The organism is Erwinia sp. PME.40.26/001 (assembly GCF_055556675.1).
Genome location: NZ_JBVHNP010000003.1, coordinates 210,630 through 230,031 on the forward strand (window position 1 = coordinate 210,630; position 19,402 = coordinate 230,031).

General features: G+C 47.8%; 14 protein-coding genes. 2 read left to right on the plus strand and 12 right to left on the minus strand.

The genetic code is table 11. The features are described 5' to 3' along the window. The first annotated feature begins 712 nt into the window (after positions 1-712). On the plus strand, positions 713-1,597 hold the full coding sequence (locus ACZ3HG_RS11465) for a winged helix-turn-helix domain-containing protein (RefSeq protein ID WP_465332853.1): 885 nt from the start codon (positions 713-715) through the stop codon (positions 1,595-1,597). 595 nt (positions 1,598-2,192) lie between these two features. Here ACZ3HG_RS11465 and ACZ3HG_RS11470 read toward each other — a convergent pair. The 12 genes from ACZ3HG_RS11470 to ACZ3HG_RS11525 all read right to left on the minus strand — a co-directional run bounded on the left by ACZ3HG_RS11470 (position 2,193) and on the right by ACZ3HG_RS11525 (position 18,116). Further along, positions 2,193-3,449, minus strand: coding sequence for an HlyD family secretion protein (locus ACZ3HG_RS11470; RefSeq protein WP_465332854.1), 1,257 nt, complete (start codon positions 3,447-3,449; stop codon positions 2,193-2,195). Positions 3,450-3,453: 4 nt separating this feature from the next. Then, positions 3,454-4,188, minus strand: a complete 735-nt coding sequence (locus ACZ3HG_RS11475; RefSeq protein ID WP_465332855.1) for a hypothetical protein — start codon at positions 4,186-4,188, stop codon at positions 3,454-3,456. Continuing rightward, a complete protein-coding gene (locus ACZ3HG_RS11480) occupies positions 4,185-6,341 on the minus strand; it encodes a peptidase domain-containing ABC transporter (RefSeq protein ID WP_465332856.1) in 2,157 nt (718 codons plus the stop codon). Before ACZ3HG_RS11480 ends, ACZ3HG_RS11475 begins: the two co-directional genes overlap by 4 nt. Before the next feature lie 20 nt (positions 6,342-6,361). Then, positions 6,362-6,547, minus strand: a complete 186-nt coding sequence (locus tag ACZ3HG_RS11485; RefSeq protein WP_465332857.1) for a hypothetical protein — start codon at positions 6,545-6,547, stop codon at positions 6,362-6,364. A gap of 77 nt (positions 6,548-6,624) precedes the next feature. Then, positions 6,625-6,819: a hypothetical protein gene (locus ACZ3HG_RS11490; protein ID WP_465332858.1), complete on the minus strand. Its 195-nt coding sequence runs from the start codon at positions 6,817-6,819 to the stop codon at positions 6,625-6,627. A 92-nt stretch (positions 6,820-6,911) separates the two neighbouring features. Then, positions 6,912-7,484: a fimbria/pilus periplasmic chaperone gene (locus ACZ3HG_RS11495; RefSeq protein ID WP_465332859.1), complete on the minus strand. Its 573-nt coding sequence runs from the start codon at positions 7,482-7,484 to the stop codon at positions 6,912-6,914. A gap of 80 nt (positions 7,485-7,564) precedes the next feature. Then, positions 7,565-9,175 (minus strand): receptor, encoded by a 1,611-nt coding sequence (locus tag ACZ3HG_RS11500; RefSeq protein WP_465332860.1) that lies wholly within the window; start codon positions 9,173-9,175, stop codon positions 7,565-7,567. Next, positions 9,156-11,744 carry a CS1-pili formation C-terminal domain-containing protein gene (locus ACZ3HG_RS11505; RefSeq protein WP_465332861.1) on the minus strand — a complete coding sequence of 863 codons (2,589 nt, stop codon included), beginning with the start codon at positions 11,742-11,744 and terminating at the stop codon, positions 9,156-9,158. The genes ACZ3HG_RS11500 and ACZ3HG_RS11505 overlap by 20 nt, the downstream gene beginning before the upstream one ends. 29 nt (positions 11,745-11,773) lie before the next feature. Next, positions 11,774-12,439 carry an EcpB family pilus assembly chaperone gene (locus tag ACZ3HG_RS11510; protein WP_465332862.1) on the minus strand — a complete coding sequence of 222 codons (666 nt, stop codon included), beginning with the start codon at positions 12,437-12,439 and terminating at the stop codon, positions 11,774-11,776. A gap of 55 nt (positions 12,440-12,494) precedes the next feature. Continuing rightward, complete coding sequence (locus tag ACZ3HG_RS11515) at positions 12,495-13,229, minus strand: common pilus major fimbrillin subunit EcpA (protein WP_465332863.1); 735 nt, start codon at positions 13,227-13,229, stop codon at positions 12,495-12,497. Positions 13,230-13,819: 590 nt separating this feature from the next. Further along, the gene (locus tag ACZ3HG_RS11520) at positions 13,820-14,743 is read right to left on the minus strand and encodes a substrate-binding domain-containing protein (RefSeq protein ID WP_465332864.1); all 924 of its coding nucleotides are present in this window, start codon (positions 14,741-14,743) and stop codon (positions 13,820-13,822) included. Positions 14,744-14,843: 100 nt separating this feature from the next. Beyond that, positions 14,844-18,116, minus strand: coding sequence for an autotransporter outer membrane beta-barrel domain-containing protein (locus ACZ3HG_RS11525; protein WP_465332865.1), 3,273 nt, complete (start codon positions 18,114-18,116; stop codon positions 14,844-14,846). 286 nt (positions 18,117-18,402) lie between these two features. Here ACZ3HG_RS11525 and ACZ3HG_RS11530 point away from each other — a divergent pair, with 286 nt between their 5' ends. Beyond that, on the plus strand, positions 18,403-19,383 hold the full coding sequence (locus tag ACZ3HG_RS11530; RefSeq protein WP_465332866.1) for an SEL1-like repeat protein: 981 nt from the start codon (positions 18,403-18,405) through the stop codon (positions 19,381-19,383). Positions 19,384-19,402 lie beyond the last annotated feature (19 nt).

Sequence of the window (19,402 nt, forward strand, 5' to 3'; positions counted from 1 at the left end):
GATAATCACCCTCTTCAACAGAGAAATACCGCATGGTATCCCTAAGGGAGATTGAGATCATAGGGTTGCTATCCCAAGGTTACAGCCTGCGATGGTCGACAAAAAAAACGACAAGAGCATGACAACAATAAGCCACTATAAATTCAGCTTCTTTAAGAAACAAGGCATCAAAAAATCCTAAAGTATTATTTCGGCTCACTGGCGGATAGTGACTGACAATGGAAAAAAACCGCTTAGGATACCATTTAACGGGGGAATTAATGCTCTACAAATCAATAAGTTGATTTTTGGCCATCTCCCTCCCGGGGGGTTAGTCACAGGCAGAAAAACGCCCTGCTCCCTTAAAAACCATCAATATAAGAATGATTTTTTCCAATTCCTCTCGGATATTAACAGAAACATCCGGCATGCTATTAAAAATCTTGCAAAAACAGACTAATAGCGTACAGAAAATAAAATTTTTAGCAATTTTATTCATAAGATGCTGTGTTCACTCATGAAATATGAACATCAGCAACCGGCATCACATCTCCGGGAGTAAAAACAGAAAATAGCTTATAACGTAAAACAACAATAAAGACTGTTATTCCTGGCTTTGCGCTACGTTAAGTAGTGACATAAAAAGGATGGATCTTATTATTTACCTCCAAGAACTCGAACTGAAATAAAAGATATAATTATTAACACTCTTAAATACTGTAGAGGTAATAACATGCACAATCATTACATCATAAATAACTGGATAGAGTTCCATCCTGCTAAAAGCATTCTACGTCGCTTAGATGCGCCTGAAAATGTTGTGATTCTCAACTCCCCCGCCAGTCGTTGTTTCTTACTACTGATAAAAAAAGTCGGAATTATTGTTAGTCAGCAAGAATTCATGGATGAAGTTTGGGTTAAAAATGGAGTACATGTTTCACCGAACACTTTCTATCAAAATATCTCTATCCTCAGAAAAGGGTTAAAAAAAATAGGCTTTGAAGAAGAGCTCATCGTCACCATTCCACGGATAGGCATTACTCTGTCAAATGAGTGTCACATTACTAAGCTGGTGACAGAACAACTCATTGATATCAATCAACATAATGTAGAAGTCATCACAGAAAGACATATCTCTACAGAGGATGAGATCGATATTAAAAATGAACTCGAATCAACAACACCGTCATCTGATAGTCGCACATCGTTCATATCTGCAAAGTCCCTGAGTAATAACAACACTACAGAGCAGTCTGGTTACGGCATTTTTTATCAGCGATATTTACCTCTTTTTATCCTTATCTCAGGATTAGGAATACTTTTAATGATGTCCTATATGATAGTCAAAAAAATGACACCTATAGAGTATCTGCAAGAGTACATTCCTGTTTCCGGCCCACCGGCGTGTAATGTTTATGTCTCACCGGATGTCGTTTTTGGACAAATTCAGGATAAAACACTACGTTATGCAGAACCTTTTTACAGTGCTTGTAATAGCTATCCGTGGATCTATATTGATTCTCTTCCTCAGTTGCCAAGAGTTTCAGTGCTGCGCTGCTCAAGAAAAAATGGTAATCACAGCCTGTGTATTTCAGATTACTTTATTTTGGATAATTAAAATATGTATAAAATATTATTAACAATGAGCATAGCTTTTATTATCACATTAACTTCGATAACTTCATTTTTACTTCTGAAGGGAATACGCAGTCCGACAACATTCACCTGTTTAATAAACCTCGTGCAACATAATTCAGCATCCACGTCAAACTTATTGATAAATTACACATTTGAAAAAAAGGAAGGTTATATCGGTATGGACGGAAATATTAAAATGAATGATGGTCGTGAACAGCAAATCTCGCGCAGAATATTTTTCACTTTCAATAATAATGGGAAAAGTTACTTTCTTCACTCTATAAAGAACATTAAATCCCCTACAGATAACACTGATAAAAACGATGTTAATAAACTCTTTCCTCTTTTTTTTCTTGAATCCAATAAAGAAATCTATCTAAAAATAAAAAAACAGAATAATGGACAGTATCTTTTTTTCATCGATCCTATCACCACTTACATTTGTAAGGAAAACTGAAAAGTAACAAAAAATCGGATGCAAGGCAGAATAAACCTGTATGATCTGGATAGTTTTTCTCCTTGCTATCCCTTAAAAAATTTATCTCATATGGAAATCCATATATCGATGAAAATGACTAGAAGGAAAGAAAACGTTGGCGCACGCGCTCCAACGGAGCCAGTAGTAAGACAGCAAGAGGGCGTTTATCAAGAACAATATCCGCATTTAGCGTCATTCCCCCCAGCAGCATTCTTTTACGCTTTCCCGAGTCAGTGAAAAAAGGAGGTAATTGAACCCTTGCAAGATAATATGTTTTACCTTGTGGTAATGGAACAAGCAATGACCGCGTATCAATGGCGATCGGAATGAAATCTTCCAGTGTCGTAGTGACGGTTCCGTACTTATCAACAGGCCAGGCATCGAAACGAATTTTCACTTTATCGCCGGCTTTGATCCGTCCCGCGCCATCAGATGGTATATAAATATATCCTTCCAGCGGGCTGCTGGTATCATGGCGGATCACCACCACAACTTCCGTATCCTGTGTGACGGCCTTACCCGGTGGGAAGTTAATCGCCACCACATATCCATCGGTCGGGGCCAGCATCGTGAGCGACTTACTTCCCTGAGTCGCAAGGGTACGTTCAATCTCACTGTTACGATTATCGAGGTAGAGTGACTGCGTTTTAAGATCATCTATCTGATACTGCGTGTTATCACGAATCGAACTTTTATTACTTTGCAGCTGTAAAATATTTGACTCTTCAAGCTTGAGATTAAGTTGGGCATTCAGCACATCGTTCTTACGCATATTCAAATCATTTTTAGAAACATAGCCCTTTTTCTCAATCAATGTGTATGAGTCCAGTGTTTTCTGCGTATTCGAAACCAGCTCTTTCGCCTTATTTATTTTAATGGCTGATGCGATAATCTGATCGTCAATAATAGCCAGCTGCCGGGTTAAGTTCCGCTTAAGGTTGTCGATTGAGCTGGTCATATTACGCATTCGGTCATTATTCCGTTTTATTTCTGAGAGGTAATGCGTAGCTTCATATTCAATCACAGATCCATCTTTTCCCCCGTAGTCGCGTGAAAGGCTGAAAAGTATCTGATTGGCTTTCACATATTGCCCTTCTTTAATCGGAATACTCATAATGGTTCCGGAGGCCTTCGCACGTACCTGCACGTCACCTTTGGCATTGATCACCACTCCCTGGGCCAACGTGGTTTCAGAGTATTCAACGATACAACAATAGATAATCAGGCACAAAAAGAATAAAGCAAACATCATCAGGGCCAGCTTCAAACCCGGCAGGCTGATATTATAAACCCGTGCATACTGCCGTTTTGCCACTTTAGCTGCAGGGTTGGTACGTCGCTTAATAAATAACATGGGCTTACCCGTGTAAAAGAACAGAAATATCGTCCCACTGCCCCCAGTACGTAGGGAAGTGGCATAACTGGTGGAAATTGGTTGCGACAGCCTCTTCCCATTCATCGGGTGCATAGCGCTGCCCGATGACCTGGAAAGAAGTGGTGTCAGGCATGCCGACAGGAATTAACGTTTGAATCCCCATATGCAGGCGAGTGAGTGTATGAGGGAACACTGCCGTGACCCGCAGGCGGTTGCCATTTAACAGATAAGGCATTAATGGAGCCTCAGGCAAACGCTCATCAATAAAAACGAATACGGCCAGCGGGCGGCGAGACAGTAAACAGTTATCCCTACAGCGACGAAGCGTCGCTAAACGCTGATAGACAGGATCCTGAGAAATAAATAAAAAATCCATTTCCTCTGGCGCTGATTGTATAAGCGAGGCCAGTACCAACGGCAGGCCATTCCATCTCAACAGCGGCACTACGTTACGCTGTTGGTAGAGGTTTTCTGTGGCCCACTTATTGATCTCAGCACGCGCCACCGGACTCATAACACGTGGCCAGCTTTGTGGTGACAAACTCCGCAGGGTAACTACCAGCCGAAGACGCTGCTGAAGATTTTGTATAAAAATCTCTTCATCAAACGCCTCCTCTGCATGGCGAGTAAGCTGCAAATAGTTTTGCTCGAAGCGTTCTGCAATGTGATGCTTACACGCTCTTTTGGCCATCCAGTGGCACATAAAATGCGGGATCATGATGTCTGCCCCTCACGGTTAGCCAGAATGATGCCGTTTTCCAACTCAACCAGCTGCCCACTCTGATATACAACTTCCGGAGAATGAGTGACAAAAACCAGACCGATACCCAGTTCTCTAAGGCTGGCCAGAACCTTACTGGCAGTCTGTTTATCCAGATTAGCCGTCACCTCATCGCACAATAGCCAGTCAGGGCGAGCATACAATGCGCGTGCCAGCACCAGACGTTGAACTTCACCGGCGGAAAAGAGTGGGTTACCCGGAATAAAATTCGTCTCATAACCATGTGGAAGAGCAGCGATCACACTGTGAATCTGCGCCAGTTTGCACGCATCGATAACCTCTTTCAGGTTTACCTCAAGAGAGAAACCTGAAATATTCTCAATTAAGCTACCGGTAAAAAGCTGGTCATCGGCGTGGATAATACGGATATGCTGGCGCAGTTCAGCCAAATCATAAGATGTGAGGGGGTACTGGTTAAGTCTAATTTCTCCGCTGCCAGGCTGCAAAATTCCGGACAGCAGGCGCAGCAGCGTCGTTTTTCCTGACCCGCTTTGGCCGACAATGACCGTTTCTTGCGAGGTGCTCAATGTCAGGCTAATATTTTTCAAAATCGCGGCTTTACCGGGCCAGGAAAAAGTAACGTTATCCAGCGTCAGAACGCGCGGAACTTCAATTTTCCGGTCGCCAAAATCATCCTCATCAGCCTGGTAGCTCACGAGATCTGCAATACGTTCCAGAGGCCCCTTAAGTGCATTTTTTTCAAGATACTTATGGGCGAGCTGCACCATTGCATCAGAAAAATAACGCTTATAGCTCAGGTAGGCCACAAGCATCCCGATAGACATCTGGCCCTGTAAAATCGCCCATGCCCCCATGCAGACCACAATCAGCTGCTCTGCATTAATGACAAACACCGAAGCGGTATCAAAGCGGGCTAACAGACGTTCCTGATGCATCAGTCCGTTGATGTGGTTGCGCATGGCCCTGTCAATGACGCTATTCATATTATTAAGCATATTGTTAGCTTTTAGCGTGACGATCCCTTTCTGGGTTTCTACCAGCAGAGACTCGTATTCAGCAGTTTTGGTGATAGCATTGTCCACCGCACGCTGATAGGGCCTAATCAGCACAAAACGGATAACCAGGAAAACAGTCATGGAAAGTAACGTGACCAGCGCAATTTTAACGCTGTAAAACATCATAAAAATCAGACTGAAGATGCTTATCAGGAAAGAGTAGGCCATTGCCACATAGCCGTTGCTGATAAATTCTGCGCAACTATGCAGTGATTTCTCAATGGCGAGAATGACGCCTACCGGACGTGTACGAAACCAGCTGGTATGCGCTCGCAGTAAATAACCACGGATTGACTGACTCAGCTCATCATAGGCAAAGTTACGCAAGCAAATCTCTAATATCTGCTTTAAGAAACGGTTTACTACATCAAATATATAGACAATAGCAAAAATGCAAGTCAGAAGAATAACCAGGTCATAATCGCTGCGCGATATCGCTTCATCCAGTACTAACTGAAAATAGGATGGAGATACCAGCATAATCAATAATGCAAACAAGGAAAAAATAAACAGCGTGATCTGGCGCTTCATCAGCTGAGTGATGTTACTGGCTAACTGATTAAGAGAAAAAGAGGCATCCGGTGACTGCCGGGTGAAGCTGGCTGCAGGCCGCAGCTCAAGAACATAACCGGAGAAAAGAACTTCGGCTTCTTTATACTTATAGCGACGGATCCCGCTTGCAGGATCGTGGATTGTAATTCCTCGATCGTTCGCGCCTACCACCACGACAAAATGATTACCACGCCAGAAAGCAATAGCGGGAAGATTTACCTGCTTCAGCTCAGTGACTTTTCCCTGAAGTAATCGCCCTTCTAACCCCTTTTCTCTGGACCACTTTAATAATGAGGACAGTGAGGTCCCTGAATCTTCAGATACCTCATACTCGCGCCGGAGCTGGCTTATTGATGTATTATAGCCATAATGCCCTAAAACCATTGCCAGGCAGGCAAGACCGCATTCAGTATATTCATGCTGCCGAATGACCGGAGTTTTCGCGGTAGTGTGAAAACGGAATAAAGATGACATGTCACCCCAGTGATTGGTTAAGAAAAAATGGCCCACATCCGGGGCCATTTTTTATTTCAATAATAACTTTAAGCAGACAGCGCGCCGGTAATAAATCCGCCAATTAATCCTAACGCCCCACCGACGATACCTCCCAGTGGACCCAGCAGGCTGTCACCCGCAGCTTTACCGGTCTGCGCTCCAGCAATGGCCTGTCCAGCAGGATCCCAACCACCAACGATCTCATCTGCAACTTTCATTTCAACAGTGTTCATTTTAACTCCTGATAAATTCTATACACCGTGAGCAAGATAATAAATGCAACGGTTAAATAGGGAAACGATGATTTATGTTATTTAACAGTACCGATAAATCCGCCGACGAAACCGAGCGCACCACCGGTAACCGCTCCGACTAAGCCGCCCAGCAGCCCCATGATATTGGCCCCTGCGTTATAACCAGTTGTCGTACCTTTTACCATTGCTTCAATTGGGTTAAGTGCCCCACCGACGATTTCACTTGCTGCAGTTAGACTGATAGATTTCATGTTAACTTCCTTATTTTTTACTTCAGTTATATCTTCACCTTACGATCAATGAAGACACGGTACCCTCGGAGATATCCCCAAGGCAATTCACGTTAAAGGTGACAACGAGACAGGGTTATGATTTTATTTTTATATAAAATAACGCGATTTTCGACTGTCATTTCATCACTCAGGGAAAGATGCTCACCCGGCGCAATGAATTTAGAATGTGAATACTTTTTTTCGCAATTTTTAGATGACATATATTTAAAAAAAGTATTACCTGAATTAATCAACTCACCACGGCTCATCTGATAGCTAAATCTCTCGTTTGCTGGACGGACAACCATAATCGCTTCCACCGCGACCCGGTAATCATAAAGTAATGTATTTCGATTAGTGGATAGTGTATCAACTCCCACCGGAGTTTCAATTACCTTAATCCTGAAATATCGTTCTTTAGCATCTAAAGCCCCTTTATAATAAAACTTAAAGCCACTTTTATCTTGTGAATTAAGAACTAATTTTTGTGGTGAATACAGTAAATCACCATCACTTATCACCGTTTCTTTACTGTTCTCTTTAGGGAGGCTAACTTGAACCATACTGATAGTATAGACTTTCTTCCCGGGAGTCTGATTGATGATCTCTTCATAATGAACCCCTTTTTTGGGTTCTAATTCCATGTTCAGATTTTTAATGAATAAAGCTGAAGCGGTATGTGAAGTGAGTAACAAACCGATAATCAGAATTTTGCACAGGTCCCTCAGTTCCATGACGCTGATACTTCAATCGATCCCTGCGCACTCACTACACCATCCCAGTATCCACCGGCATAGGTTTTTGCAGACACAGGATTGTTCATAGGGAACTGTAATATCAGCGGTGTTTTCCAGACGTAAAGATCGGCAGAAAGCGGGCTCATCAACCTTATCCATTCTCCCGGGCTGGTTGAAGGTGCAGGGATATCGAAGCTCGTACCAGTACAGTTGTGGTTGTAACGGGTGCGGGATAATCCAATAAGGACATCGCCAGGTACGGGAACTTCAAGTCCGGAGACACCACCTACGCCACTAAAAAGACAGTAATCCTGACCATTTAACGGTTTACCCGGGCCCGTAATACGTCCCGTGACAGCAATGGCAGGGTCTTTAGAGGTCGTATAAACGGAGTAAGGAATGGTAATAGGCTCACTGCTACCAATCTTGCCTTTCCCTGTCCCACCATATCCTGTTGGATCCAGTGCGTAGTCTGGATTATCAGGCTTGATCTCGATACTCGGTTCCACTGGGATAACAGATATGCCCTTACCCGGATAAAAACAAAAATCGGCACCAATCGATGCCAGAGGTTTATTCAGGCACAGGGTGACAATATCGGTTAAGTTACTGGCTTCGCCCTTAAGCGCGACAGCTTTAATAAAGTCTGTGGGGAAAAACATCTTCAGGCTGGCTTGCCCCCCCTCTTTCGAGGGCTGCTGAAGGAAGGTGTCGGCAAACGTCGCCGGAGTGCCGATCGATCCGTTAGATAAGTCGTACCACGTCTTTTCATCAAAGGTTAACGATACCGTCAGGCCTTTCCCCTGAAACCCGTCTAATAAAGGATTCAATTTAGAAACGGAAAGCGACAGTGAGCCACTGTAGGCAGCCACCGAGCTTCCCTGATAGCTGTACTTCATCACATCGCAGAGCAATCCTCTCAGCGCAATGTGCTGATAGGGGGTGCATCTCTGGCCTGTGATGCCACTTTTAATGTTTATTTCACCGGTAATGGGGTCAATAGAAAATTCAAGATGTGCTGAGTTGTCCAGATTATAATTACCCAACTTTTGCAGAACGTTATTCTGCGTCGAAGCCAGTACTGTCCCCCCTTTTGTGTAGGCTGATGTCGTCACCGTCTCTGATTGCCCTGCCCCCATTGCCAGCAAATAATCGATTAAAGAGGCACTCATCGTTAAACCAACGAATCCAAAGGACCCCGAGGTGGGATTATAAGGAAGTGTCATTTCACTATTGCTGACACTGATGGGATCTTTATACCCCGTACTGCAAGTGGGACAGAACATCCCTTTAAATGCAGTATTATTAAAACCTGAGAATTTATACTTCCAGGTGACGTCATCGGTCGAACTTCCCAGCCCGGACTGAGAGGGTGTGACAGGGACATAGGTTGCCACAGTTCGGTTACCGTTATCACTCAGAGAGGGGTACTCATAAGAACCCATTGCCAGTTCCGCACCACTGCTGTTGATGCTGAATACAGCGCCTGTATTAGCGCCGCCAAACGAGTTATCGTTGTGGAAAGTGATAAAAGGAAGAGTGACATCAGCATGGGCGGCGGCACTGAATATCAGGGCACTAAGAGCCAGTCGTTTCATGATTTTTCGCTCCTTGACGAGATGACTGTTGCCAGACATAGTTATTCCGATCGCATTTCACATCGCCGATCCACACGGCTCCGTCACTCTGCGTAATATTAAGTTGCAGAGAGCAGAGGCTGTCGTCCTTTGTCGCAATACTCAGTTGCGGATTATTGAGGTCGACATCAATGACAAAGCGTCCATCGTTCCCCGTCCGTGCAATACCTATTTTATTTTTCAACTGACGGTTGACGGCGACAGTTCCATCACTATTGATTAACCGGCCGAATACGGTGACCACTCTTTTAACTTTGGGCTGGAGATAAATCACATTGCCGGGATAAACAGAAATCGTTCGGCGCGCGCCTTCACTGATTTCATAACTTTCCATCGTATTAGCATTATTCATCAACTCCATACGGTAGCGGGCATAAGGAGGTAAAGAAATATAGTTACGATTTCCTTGTAAGAGCTGTTTTTTACCATCAATATCCAGGGTGAGCTTCTCTCCCCTTTGAAGTCCGGTATCAATTAATACACCTGCGCTCTCGCGCCCTTTACCCGCCCCGATATGCATCCCTGACCAGGCTACCGATCCCTGACTGGTTAATGTATTACTCCAGCCCCCGTCGTTATCCGTCTGATAACTCAACGCATTAGAGTTAAATGGTGTATCAAAGTCTACACTTGCCCCCCCTGTCATTTTGCGATCGACATCTCCGCTGAAGGAGCGGGAAACATTAGCAGAGACTGACTTCAGATAATCCCCATCGAAATCGTGGGTGGCATCAATATTCATCGCTGTCCCACTCTCTCTGGAGTGAGAAACCCCCAGAGAAATAGCATTACCAAAGGGAATTGAGAAATCTAACATGGCATAAGTTTCCCGGTTACTCGATTTATTTAAGCCGTCATTATTATCGTAATAACCGATGCCAGTCCGTAACCGAATCGACCCATAGCGCCCGGCGTAAATACCTTGTGAATAATCGAGGCGACGTCGGTTATACCCGTAGATGGTATCTTTGTCCTGGGTCCAGGTTATAACACCACCACTTGCCGGCCCTATAGAAGGTACATTTACAGATACGCCCCAGTTACTGCCGCGATTTTCATAAAGCGAGATAAATTCACCACTGTGAAGCCGATTGTAGTTGTACCAAATGCTCCCTATACCGTAGGGGAGCCTTAGGGTGCTACCGAAATTTGTTCGCCAGGTCCCATCCGTGGCACTCATCGCCTGGGTGTTAATCGATAACCACTTTGTCAGCCTCGACGAAGCCCAAAGCTCTGCCAGAGCATGTTCACGCATCATATAGCTGGACATACTCCAGTCATAATTGCCTGAATTTTTTCCCGCTGAAAATCCCACCAGCGACATCATTTCCCGGTCATGTTCACCCCGCTTATCAATGTCGTGAGTGGTTCTGATATTGTATCGATGCTTATTACTGTAGATTTTGTTTCGATCGTAGGCCCCGCCCCAAAATTGCCAACGCAGGCTGTCACCCATACTTGAGGTAAAGGGTTTATTAATCTGGTAGGTACCGCTGGAAATGGTTCTGCTGCCGCTGATCACGTCGACCTGAATGCTATAAATGCCGAAGGGTAGCATCGACGTATCGATTTCATGGCTGCCGACAGAAAATCGTTGAATACTTAACAGGTTACCGTCTCTGCGTATTTGTGCTTCCCCCGCCGTTGGAAAGAAAGCAACCACTGGCGTCAATGAAAGGCTGCCATTTCGCTTACGGGAATTTGCCGCATTACCAATAGAAAAACCATACACTTCCCCCCCGGTAAGGGCACTGACAGAACCCACAGACTGCATATTCCAGCTGTCGAGCATGCCGGCGGCTGTTCTCAGGCCTTTGAAATCGCGTTCCCACAAGGCGGCATTAATCCGTCCACTGCTATCTTTGGAGAGACTGTTCCCGGTATAGAGTGAACCATCAAATTTCAGATGATCCACGCCCAGAGAAGTCGTCGAATTAAAGTTCAGATAACCGGAGTTGTTAGTACCACTGTGTGAACTTCGATTATTATAGCCCCCGAAGTCATAATTTATTGTTCCACTGGGTTTTTTACTCGTGGGATCGTCCAGATTGAATAGTCTTGGTGCGATTAACGTACCATATCCCTTTTCGCTCAAATTAAGAATAAGGCGCATTTGCTTTCCATCCAGAGTAAAATACCCTTCGTCTGAGACAGGCGCATGCAGTTTCTCATCAAAATTCTCTTCACTCATTTTGTTTATTTTTGCGATTAGCTCATCAGAGAGTTGAACTTTACTCTCATCTTCATTGTTGATAATCACATTACGCAGCACAAGCTTTGCATCCACAACATATAACGTAGCAATACCTATCTGAATATACTTTTCTTCTAATGAAATATTTTCTTTATTGGGTTGTATATTCTCAATCAATACAGGTAAATTCAGCCCGCTTTGCAACATACTATAAAGTGCTGAAGGAAAGCGATAACCCGCTATCACATAAGACTCTTGTTTCAGCCCCTCGGCGAACACAAAAGAGAAGGGTATCGTCCACATAAGGAGACCAGAAAACACCAGTTTATTATTCACAGAATAACCTTTTTAAACCCAGAACCCCTTCATTTAAGAGCAACGTAGTTTTCAACATCCCACAGACTTAAATGCGTTCCCTTTGCATTTAAATTGACCTTATGTAAACGGTATATGTTCCCTGGGAGAACGTAAAAAACTTCACGGCAATCCTTCTTGCCATCAATGCACTCTCCTATTGCGCTAACTCTGAATGAGGTATTTCCTTTATTAAAAACCCCATCATCGGTCAGGCTGTAGTCAAGGTTTTTATTACGTGGCTGCACCACTAATATTGTACTGATGATCGCCTTAGCCTGTGCCAGCACAGATTTCCCCCCATTCACCGCGCTGTCGTCAGTGATAGGCTCATCGGTAAAAGTGATTCTGTAATATCTTTCCTGATTATCTTCTTTGCCCTGATACCAGAACTTAATGATATTTTTAGATGATCCTGGCATCATCAACTGTGAGGGCGATAAAAGTATTTCATCTTTTTTATCAAAGGCAATGACTTTTCCATCCGTTAATGGCGAGTCAATTCGCTCGATTTTAACGCTGATAACCCTTGCCATTGGAGATTCATTTTTTATCTCTTTTGCTACTAATTGTTTATCCGCAGGAATAATCGTCGTCACTCTTCCCACATTAATGGCTGAAGCGGTGAAAGGCAGTACCAACGTCATTAAAGAAATAATAATAGATTTTTTTAACATGATTTTCCCTTCACGTTAACGTGCAGCAGCCGGGGGAGCCCCGGCTGCATTGACCTTATTTGTTCCAGGTTGCACGGAAAGCAACGGCAACTTCACCCGTCCACAAACCATCAGACAGCTCAGCAAAGGTCGTAGGTTTAGTGCCATCGCTTGTCGCTTTTTTCACGATAAATGTAAATTTATCGCGGGCACTATATTTATCCTCGAGTTTACCTTTTGCAGACGCAGTCAGTGCCCACAGCGAGCTACCGTTCTCATCCGTAGAATCTACCAGCGTGGTCCAGTTAGCATTTTTGCCAACACCGGTCGATCCCCCCAGCGTAGAACCGAGCTCGTTACTGCCGAAGAGAGCGCCCACCGCCAGCGTACTTTCCCCCCCCACCTGGCGCAGCAAGTTATTGCCATCATCGACGCGGGCTTCAAGTTTGAACGCATTTGCTTCTGGGCGACCACCGCGAATAGCAACATCAAACGTGCCCGTATCCTCATTAAAGGATTTACTATTTTCTGAATACTTAAATTGCAATGTGCGAATCGGGGTTACCACCAAACTCGATTCGCTCTGCTTCCTTGCTTCCGCCTGCCAAACAGCACTTGCAGTAACCGTTTCATCAGCAGCAGCAATCGCTGATGAAGCAGATGCCATGAGACTCAAACTGGCTACAGTAAGTAACAACTTTTTCATTATATATTCCCTTTCATATTTCATTAGTTGATTTGTTTGACAATCATTATTCTTTTGGATAATGCACTCCGTTGCCACAGCAATAAAATACAAAATACGTTCCAAAAGGTTGCCACCAGCTATTTAAAAAAGCAGAAAGATTTTAACCAGGAAATGACAAAGAACAAAATGAAAACGTTCTGATTTATTGATTCAGATATTCTGATTTAACATCACTGTTTTTGTTAAAATAAATAAGATAAGAGAATGGAAATTTTTAAGACTCTTTACGAATCAAGAAATCTGAACACCACAGAAGGGAAACATATAAAAATGTGTAATTTTTACGATGTAAATCAACACGTTAAATAAAAAAGACAACGGTTTACACTACAGCATGATCTGATTTAACCTTAAGGCCATCTGTGTTTCGTTGATTATCTTTTATATTAGCTTAAGGGGTACACCTGCGAACAGAGAGTAAGACTTTTTGTATAATCTTTATGGCGCATATTATTCATATTTACACCTTTACTGAATTAATATTCAGATTAGATCATTTTATAGCGCATACTTCCATACTGCTAAATGATGACATAACTCAGACAATATCTTTTTTCAAAGACATCACGCCGCTGGCCAGCACGCTGTTCCGACAAAGATAAAATTATCTCTGCCGGAATGAGGTCGCAAATGGATAAAAGCAGCACACGCTGTCAGCTGCGGCTGGCGCAGCCGCATTGAGACATTTCGCCGTGCTCTTCCCGGCTCAGGTGCGAATGGCGGATTTTCAGTTCGCCCTTGCGCCATGCGCCCTGTTCGTCAGTGCGCTGGTCAAGCAGGCGGTTGAGCGCCTCGGTAATCTGCAGATCGCTACGCTGTGCCCAGGTGGTCAGGCTCCACATCGAGGAGTGGGCTTCACTGACATCATCAAAGCCCACGACACCGATATGCGCGCCTTCACCAAAATCACGAATCGCCTGCATCGCCCCAAAGGCCAGCACGTCATTTTCGCAGAACAGCCCTTCAATACGTTCAGAGGCCCAGGTAGTTTTCAGGTAGGCCATCATCGCTTTGTAACCCATCTCCCGGTCTGAGTGCCCCGCCACCAGCACGCTGTTCAGGGTTTTCCCCGCCTCCTGCAAACTGGCAGCGTAGCCGTCCATCCGCAGCGGGGCGGCGGAAGCAACCTCCTGACCCTGCAGATAACCGAAACGCTGATACCCCTGCGACAGCAGCAGGCGGCCGATCTGCTCCCCGGCCGCATAATCATCCACGCCGATCGCCTCTTCCCCTTCTCCTGCCGCGCTGCGGCAGAGATGGATGGCGGGCATCGGATAGTGCGCCTCAATGTCAGCAAGCTGTTCCGCGCTGAGGGGGTGGGTAAGATACAGCAGCGCATCTAACGGTAACTGCCCGGCCGTGCGTAAAACCGCCTGACAGCTGGCATCGTCGTCCACGTTTAACAGCACGGCGCTGGCACCGCGCTGGTGAAGCTGGCGCGTCACGTCATTCAGCAGAGTCAGGGTATACGGGTTACTAAACTCCCCGGCGACAATGCCAATCGCACGGTGCTTTTGCTGCCGGGTACTGCCTGCGGCATGCTGAGTCTGTTTTTCTGTCAGGGTCGTCTTCATCATGAATTAGGCGCGGAGGCTCCGGTTGCAGAAAGAGTGACCAACAGAATAGAGAGAGGGTAAAGAAAAGGCCAGCAGTCGCTGGCCTGGGTTGTGATGACGATCAGAAGCTGAGTTTAATACCGACCGCAGCGCTGCTGTCTTTGTAGCCGCTGCCGCCCACCTGCTGACCCAGCGATCCCCACAGGTTGAGGTTTGGCTTCAGCTGGCTGTCAACGCCGATGCGAACTTCACCAATGTTTTTCGCGCCCTGGCTGGCCTGGCTGACGCCGTTCAGCGTGCTGCCAAAGTCCCTGCTGTTACCTATCCAGTTCGCTTCCACCCACGGCGTCAGCTGGGGTTGACTGCCGCCTGCCGCGCTGTCCATCGACGCCCGCACGCCAACCCGTGACTGTATGTTGCCGTTGCCCTTGCTGCTGACGCGGGTGCCGTTACTTTCGGTCAGGTCTTTCGCCTTAACGTTCATGCTGACGATTTGCGCATTTGGCTCGATAAAGTAGCGGTTCTTCGCACCGTCCTCGCCCAGTTTGAAACGGTAGCCGCCTTCCACAGAAGCGGTGATCCCCTGCGACCTGTAGCTTTCGCTCTGCATCATCTCGCCGCTGACGCTGTTGTTAAACCAGCCGTACTGCACCCAGCTGTCAACATACGCGCCGCTGCGGGCTTCCGGCTGCTGATTCCAGCTGGCGTAAAGGCCGACGCTGTAGCCGTTAACCTGCCCTTTCGAGCGGAATCCGGTCAGTTTCGAGTCGGTTTTGCTCTGCGCATTACCGTAGCCCGCCATCGCCCCGATATGCAGGCGGTCATTTCCGTTACTGCTCAGCTGCGCCAGGTCGCCCCCCAGCTGCATCACATAACGGTTAGTTTCCGTTTTCAACTGGCCGCTGGCGTCACCGATCTGCTGGTGGCCTCCGACGCTGCGCAGCCACATGCTGGTCGTTTTCTGTTCCCCGGTCAGCGCGTCGATATACTGCGTTTCCCCACCGCGATCGTGCATACGCAGGGTAAACAGGGTGTTGGCCGCCTGTATGTTGGCGTTGTAGCTGCCCACTTCCGGGCGCACCACCATCGGGGCCGCCGCAACCGGGCTGACGACCGGCTGGACTATCGGGTTAGCCGCATCATCTGGTGACGCGGGCTGCGTCACTTCCGGCTGTGTTACTCCCGGCTGTGTTACTCCCGGCTGTGTTACTCCCGGCTGAGTCACGACCGGCAGTGTCACGACGGGCTGCGGCGGCTGCACCGGCGTCAGGCTGCTGCTCAGGAACCAGTTTTTATCGGCGCTGCCCGTCCCGCGCTGCAGGAAGTAGTCGTAAGCCCCCGCGACAATACGGCCCTGCTGTGTAAACTCACCGCCGGAATCGCCGGCCACCGAAATCAGCTCAATACCCTGTAACGTGGCTGCACCGCTGCCGCCCGCGTTATTCACCACCACGCGGGTGGTACCGCTGGTGTTGCCGTTAACGATCAGGCGGTCATGCGCCGAGTCGTCACCGTCAAGAATGCTGTTCATCACCAGCGTGCCGTTATCACCGGTGAAATCCCCGTCAACGGTCAATGTTTTAAAGCTGCCATCAGCGTGGTCGAAGCCGATCTGGCTGTCGTTCAGCGCCACCGTACCCACATCAGAATCTGCGGTCATCGTCCACTGGCTGCCGCTGGACAGTGCCAGCTGGTGCAGACCACTGGCGGCTCCCTGCCACGCCGAGGCGTTAGCCAGGGAGATACGGCTTTTTTGGGTGTAAGTCCGGTTGATATCCGCCGTCCCGATCAGTGATGAACCGTTAGTCGCATCAATCTCCAGATTACGCACGCTTTCACCGCTGCCGGTGCCCCCCTGCATCAGGGTTTTACCGCTGATGGTTGAACCATCCGCCGTCACCAGTAGTGCCGAGGTCTGTGTCGCTTTGAGCGCCACGTTGTCACTCAACACCAGTGAATCAATCAGGTTCAATCTGTGGTTGACGGTGGTTTTTGAGTAGATGCCATACGCCGAGGCTCCTTCAACCACCACGCTGGAGTCCTTTAGCGTGGCAAGGTTATTTCCTCCTCCATTACTGAACACAATGCCGGAAAGGCTGCTGTTTTCAGTATTTTTCATCCGGATGTTGAGGTGACTGGCGTTCACCACCCCATTGTAACGTATGGCCAGACCTAATCCGCTCTTCTCACCGGTGATGGTGACATTGTCAAAATTACCGGTACCGCCATCAATGTAGATCCCCTGTAGCACAACGCTGCTGTCACCGCTAATCAGGCTATTACGGAGATTCACGGTCGAACCAAATGCCCAGAGCGCGGGGCCAGTATTGGCACGCGTCTGGCGCAGCTCAACGTTGTTGCCATTGAAGATGCTGTTCGTCATGGTGATGGCATTACCCGCCGAGCTCAGTTTGACGGAGTCCGCATTGACCGTTGACCCCGTTTCGATCATCAGGGCGGATGCGCCGGTGTTGTTGGCAGGCATACCGACTGCGGTGGTCGTAATATCCATATTACTGACGTTGACCGTCGCGCCCTTAGTGGCATAAATACCGTGCGCCATGGTACCGGCGGTATTAATACTGCCGCCGTTCAGCGTGACGTTAGCTGCGCTGGTGGTCGCGAACACGCCGCGTGCTGTTTTACCGCCGGTGGTGATATTGATATTGCTCAGGTTGGTGGTGCCGCCGCTGGTGCTGACGCCATCGGCCTGCTCGCCGCGGGTGGTCAGGGTAACGTTGTCCGCTTTGAAGTTGCTGTTACCAAAGGTGTTAATCGCATGGCCCGCTTTACCCGTAGTGGCTACCGTCAGATTGCTGACATCGAAAGTCGAGGTGTTATTTTTTATCCCCACGCCCGCACTGTTCACCGTCAGTCCGCTGCCCTGTACCTGAGCACCGGTGTTGATATACAGCGCAATACTGTTACCGATCGCCGTCACCTGGGTATTAAGCAGATTCAGGAACGAGTTGCCCGTAGCCGACAGAGCCAGTGTTGCATCGCGCAGTGACAGCACGCTGGTGTTGTCCAGACTCAGCGTAGAGCCATTCTGTACGCCAGCAGCCGTGGAACCCGCACCGCTGGAGGTGATCATCCCGTCGGTCCAGCTTGCCTCACCGCCGTTATTCACCAACAGACCGGGATTATTATCTCCGGCGGAGGTCAGTTGCCCGCTGCCCTGATAGGTAGTGCCATCCACCAGCTGAGTTGCCGCATGGCTGACGGGTGCCAGGCTGAGCAGCAGCGCGGCAGAAAGCGCGCTCAACAGCGGAACACGCGTTACCGCAGCTGAAACGAGAGTGGTCCGGCTTTTTCCCTTGCCGGTGGCCAGCTCGGAAGCGACCACAAAACACCCTAAAGTGCGGTTCCAGATAATACGGTAAATCGTGTTCATATCGGCCTCTCAACAAAACATAACCCGGTCTTTTCAGTGTGAAAAATGCTCAGGTTTTCGTTGAGGCCACTATATTGAGAATTGTCTTAAGCCAACATCAGAGCGCCGTCCGACATTTGTAGTCCATTTCTGATCTTTGTTATCAGTATGTTATACCTCCCGCGCCTTTACCTGCCGATGGCGGCCTGCGCTGAACAATGCTTTAATAACCGATTACCGTTTTTCACCGCGCGTACAGCGTATTCTGACGGGCCTGCCGGTGCGCCTGGCCCGATAAAGGGACTCAATGAAATTCACTTCATTTTCTGCTCTGGTGCTTTCTGGTCTGTTTGCCTGCGGTGCGGCGTCAGCGGCCAAAACATTTGACGACTTCAACCATGGTCCCACCGCCTATGACAGCATGGGCGAACTCGCGACAGAACCGCATTTAGTGGCGGAATTTAAAGACAAAAAGTTCGTTTGTCGCAGCGAGGAAGCCGCCACGCCGCAGGAGAGCCCGGCGGCAGCGGCCGCTTTTCGCCAGCTGGTTGACTATGCGGCGATTGGCGATGCGAAAGATCATTTCTGGCAGGATGCCGGGAACAAAAAAAAGCGTGAAGATCTGCTGGCGGCGGCCGTCAAAGCCGGAAGCTGGAAGGCCGTCTGGCTGGATACTGTCTGGACACTGCGTTACCCGGCCAGCCCGGAAGCCACGACGCAGGCCAATGCCACCCTGCAAAAAATGATTGATCAGGGTGTCCCGATCGCCACCTATACCTGGGCGTCTTCTCTGTATGGCCGAGACTACAAGACCATGTACAGCCTGCTGTCGACCGCCGTCGATCGCGGCAGTCCGCAGGCGATGACGCTGATCGGAGGAACCCTTGTTCCCCAGGCCAGGGCGATGCATCCGCTAGCGAAAACCCTGCTGGAATGCGCCGTTAAGCAGGGGTACGCCCCGGCGTATGCCAGCCTCGGCAAACTGGCCTGGATTGAAGGACACCGGACAGACGCCTACCGACTGTGGGCAAAAGGGCTAAACCAGGGATGTGATGCCTGCAGCCAACCCCTTGAGTCGCTGGCCCGCGTGCGTGCCGGCTATCGCCCCACGGATCCGATGCTGGATCTGATGCCGGAGCTGGCGGCGATTAACGCCTTTTACGACAGCAACTTTTTCTATTCGCTGAGCGGACTGCGCGACTTTGAACGCCCCCTGCCCGAAAAACTGGCGTTTCACCTCAACGATAAAGAGCTGTTAGCCCTGCTGAAAGCAGAGCAGGACGGATGAGCCTTAGGGAAATTTAACG

Coding starts and splice junctions, on each gene's coding strand:
- ACZ3HG_RS11485 (WP_465332857.1), bottom strand. CDS start 6,547: ATGAACACTGTTGAAATGAAAGTTGCAGATGAGATCGTTGGTGGTTGG.
- ACZ3HG_RS11530 (WP_465332866.1), top strand. CDS start 18,403: ATGAAATTCACTTCATTTTCTGCTCTGGTGCTTTCTGGTCTGTTTGCC.
- ACZ3HG_RS11465 (WP_465332853.1), top strand. CDS start 713: ATGCACAATCATTACATCATAAATAACTGGATAGAGTTCCATCCTGCT.
- ACZ3HG_RS11470 (WP_465332854.1), bottom strand. CDS start 3,449: ATGTTATTTATTAAGCGACGTACCAACCCTGCAGCTAAAGTGGCAAAA.
- ACZ3HG_RS11480 (WP_465332856.1), bottom strand. CDS start 6,341: ATGGCCCCGGATGTGGGCCATTTTTTCTTAACCAATCACTGGGGTGAC.
- ACZ3HG_RS11520 (WP_465332864.1), bottom strand. CDS start 14,743: ATGATGAAGACGACCCTGACAGAAAAACAGACTCAGCATGCCGCAGGC.
- ACZ3HG_RS11500 (WP_465332860.1), bottom strand. CDS start 9,175: ATGAAACGACTGGCTCTTAGTGCCCTGATATTCAGTGCCGCCGCCCAT.
- ACZ3HG_RS11490 (WP_465332858.1), bottom strand. CDS start 6,819: ATGAAATCTATCAGTCTAACTGCAGCAAGTGAAATCGTCGGTGGGGCA.
- ACZ3HG_RS11525 (WP_465332865.1), bottom strand. CDS start 18,116: ATGAACACGATTTACCGTATTATCTGGAACCGCACTTTAGGGTGTTTT.
- ACZ3HG_RS11475 (WP_465332855.1), bottom strand. CDS start 4,188: ATGATCCCGCATTTTATGTGCCACTGGATGGCCAAAAGAGCGTGTAAG.
- ACZ3HG_RS11510 (WP_465332862.1), bottom strand. CDS start 12,439: ATGTTAAAAAAATCTATTATTATTTCTTTAATGACGTTGGTACTGCCT.
- ACZ3HG_RS11495 (WP_465332859.1), bottom strand. CDS start 7,484: ATGGAATTAGAACCCAAAAAAGGGGTTCATTATGAAGAGATCATCAAT.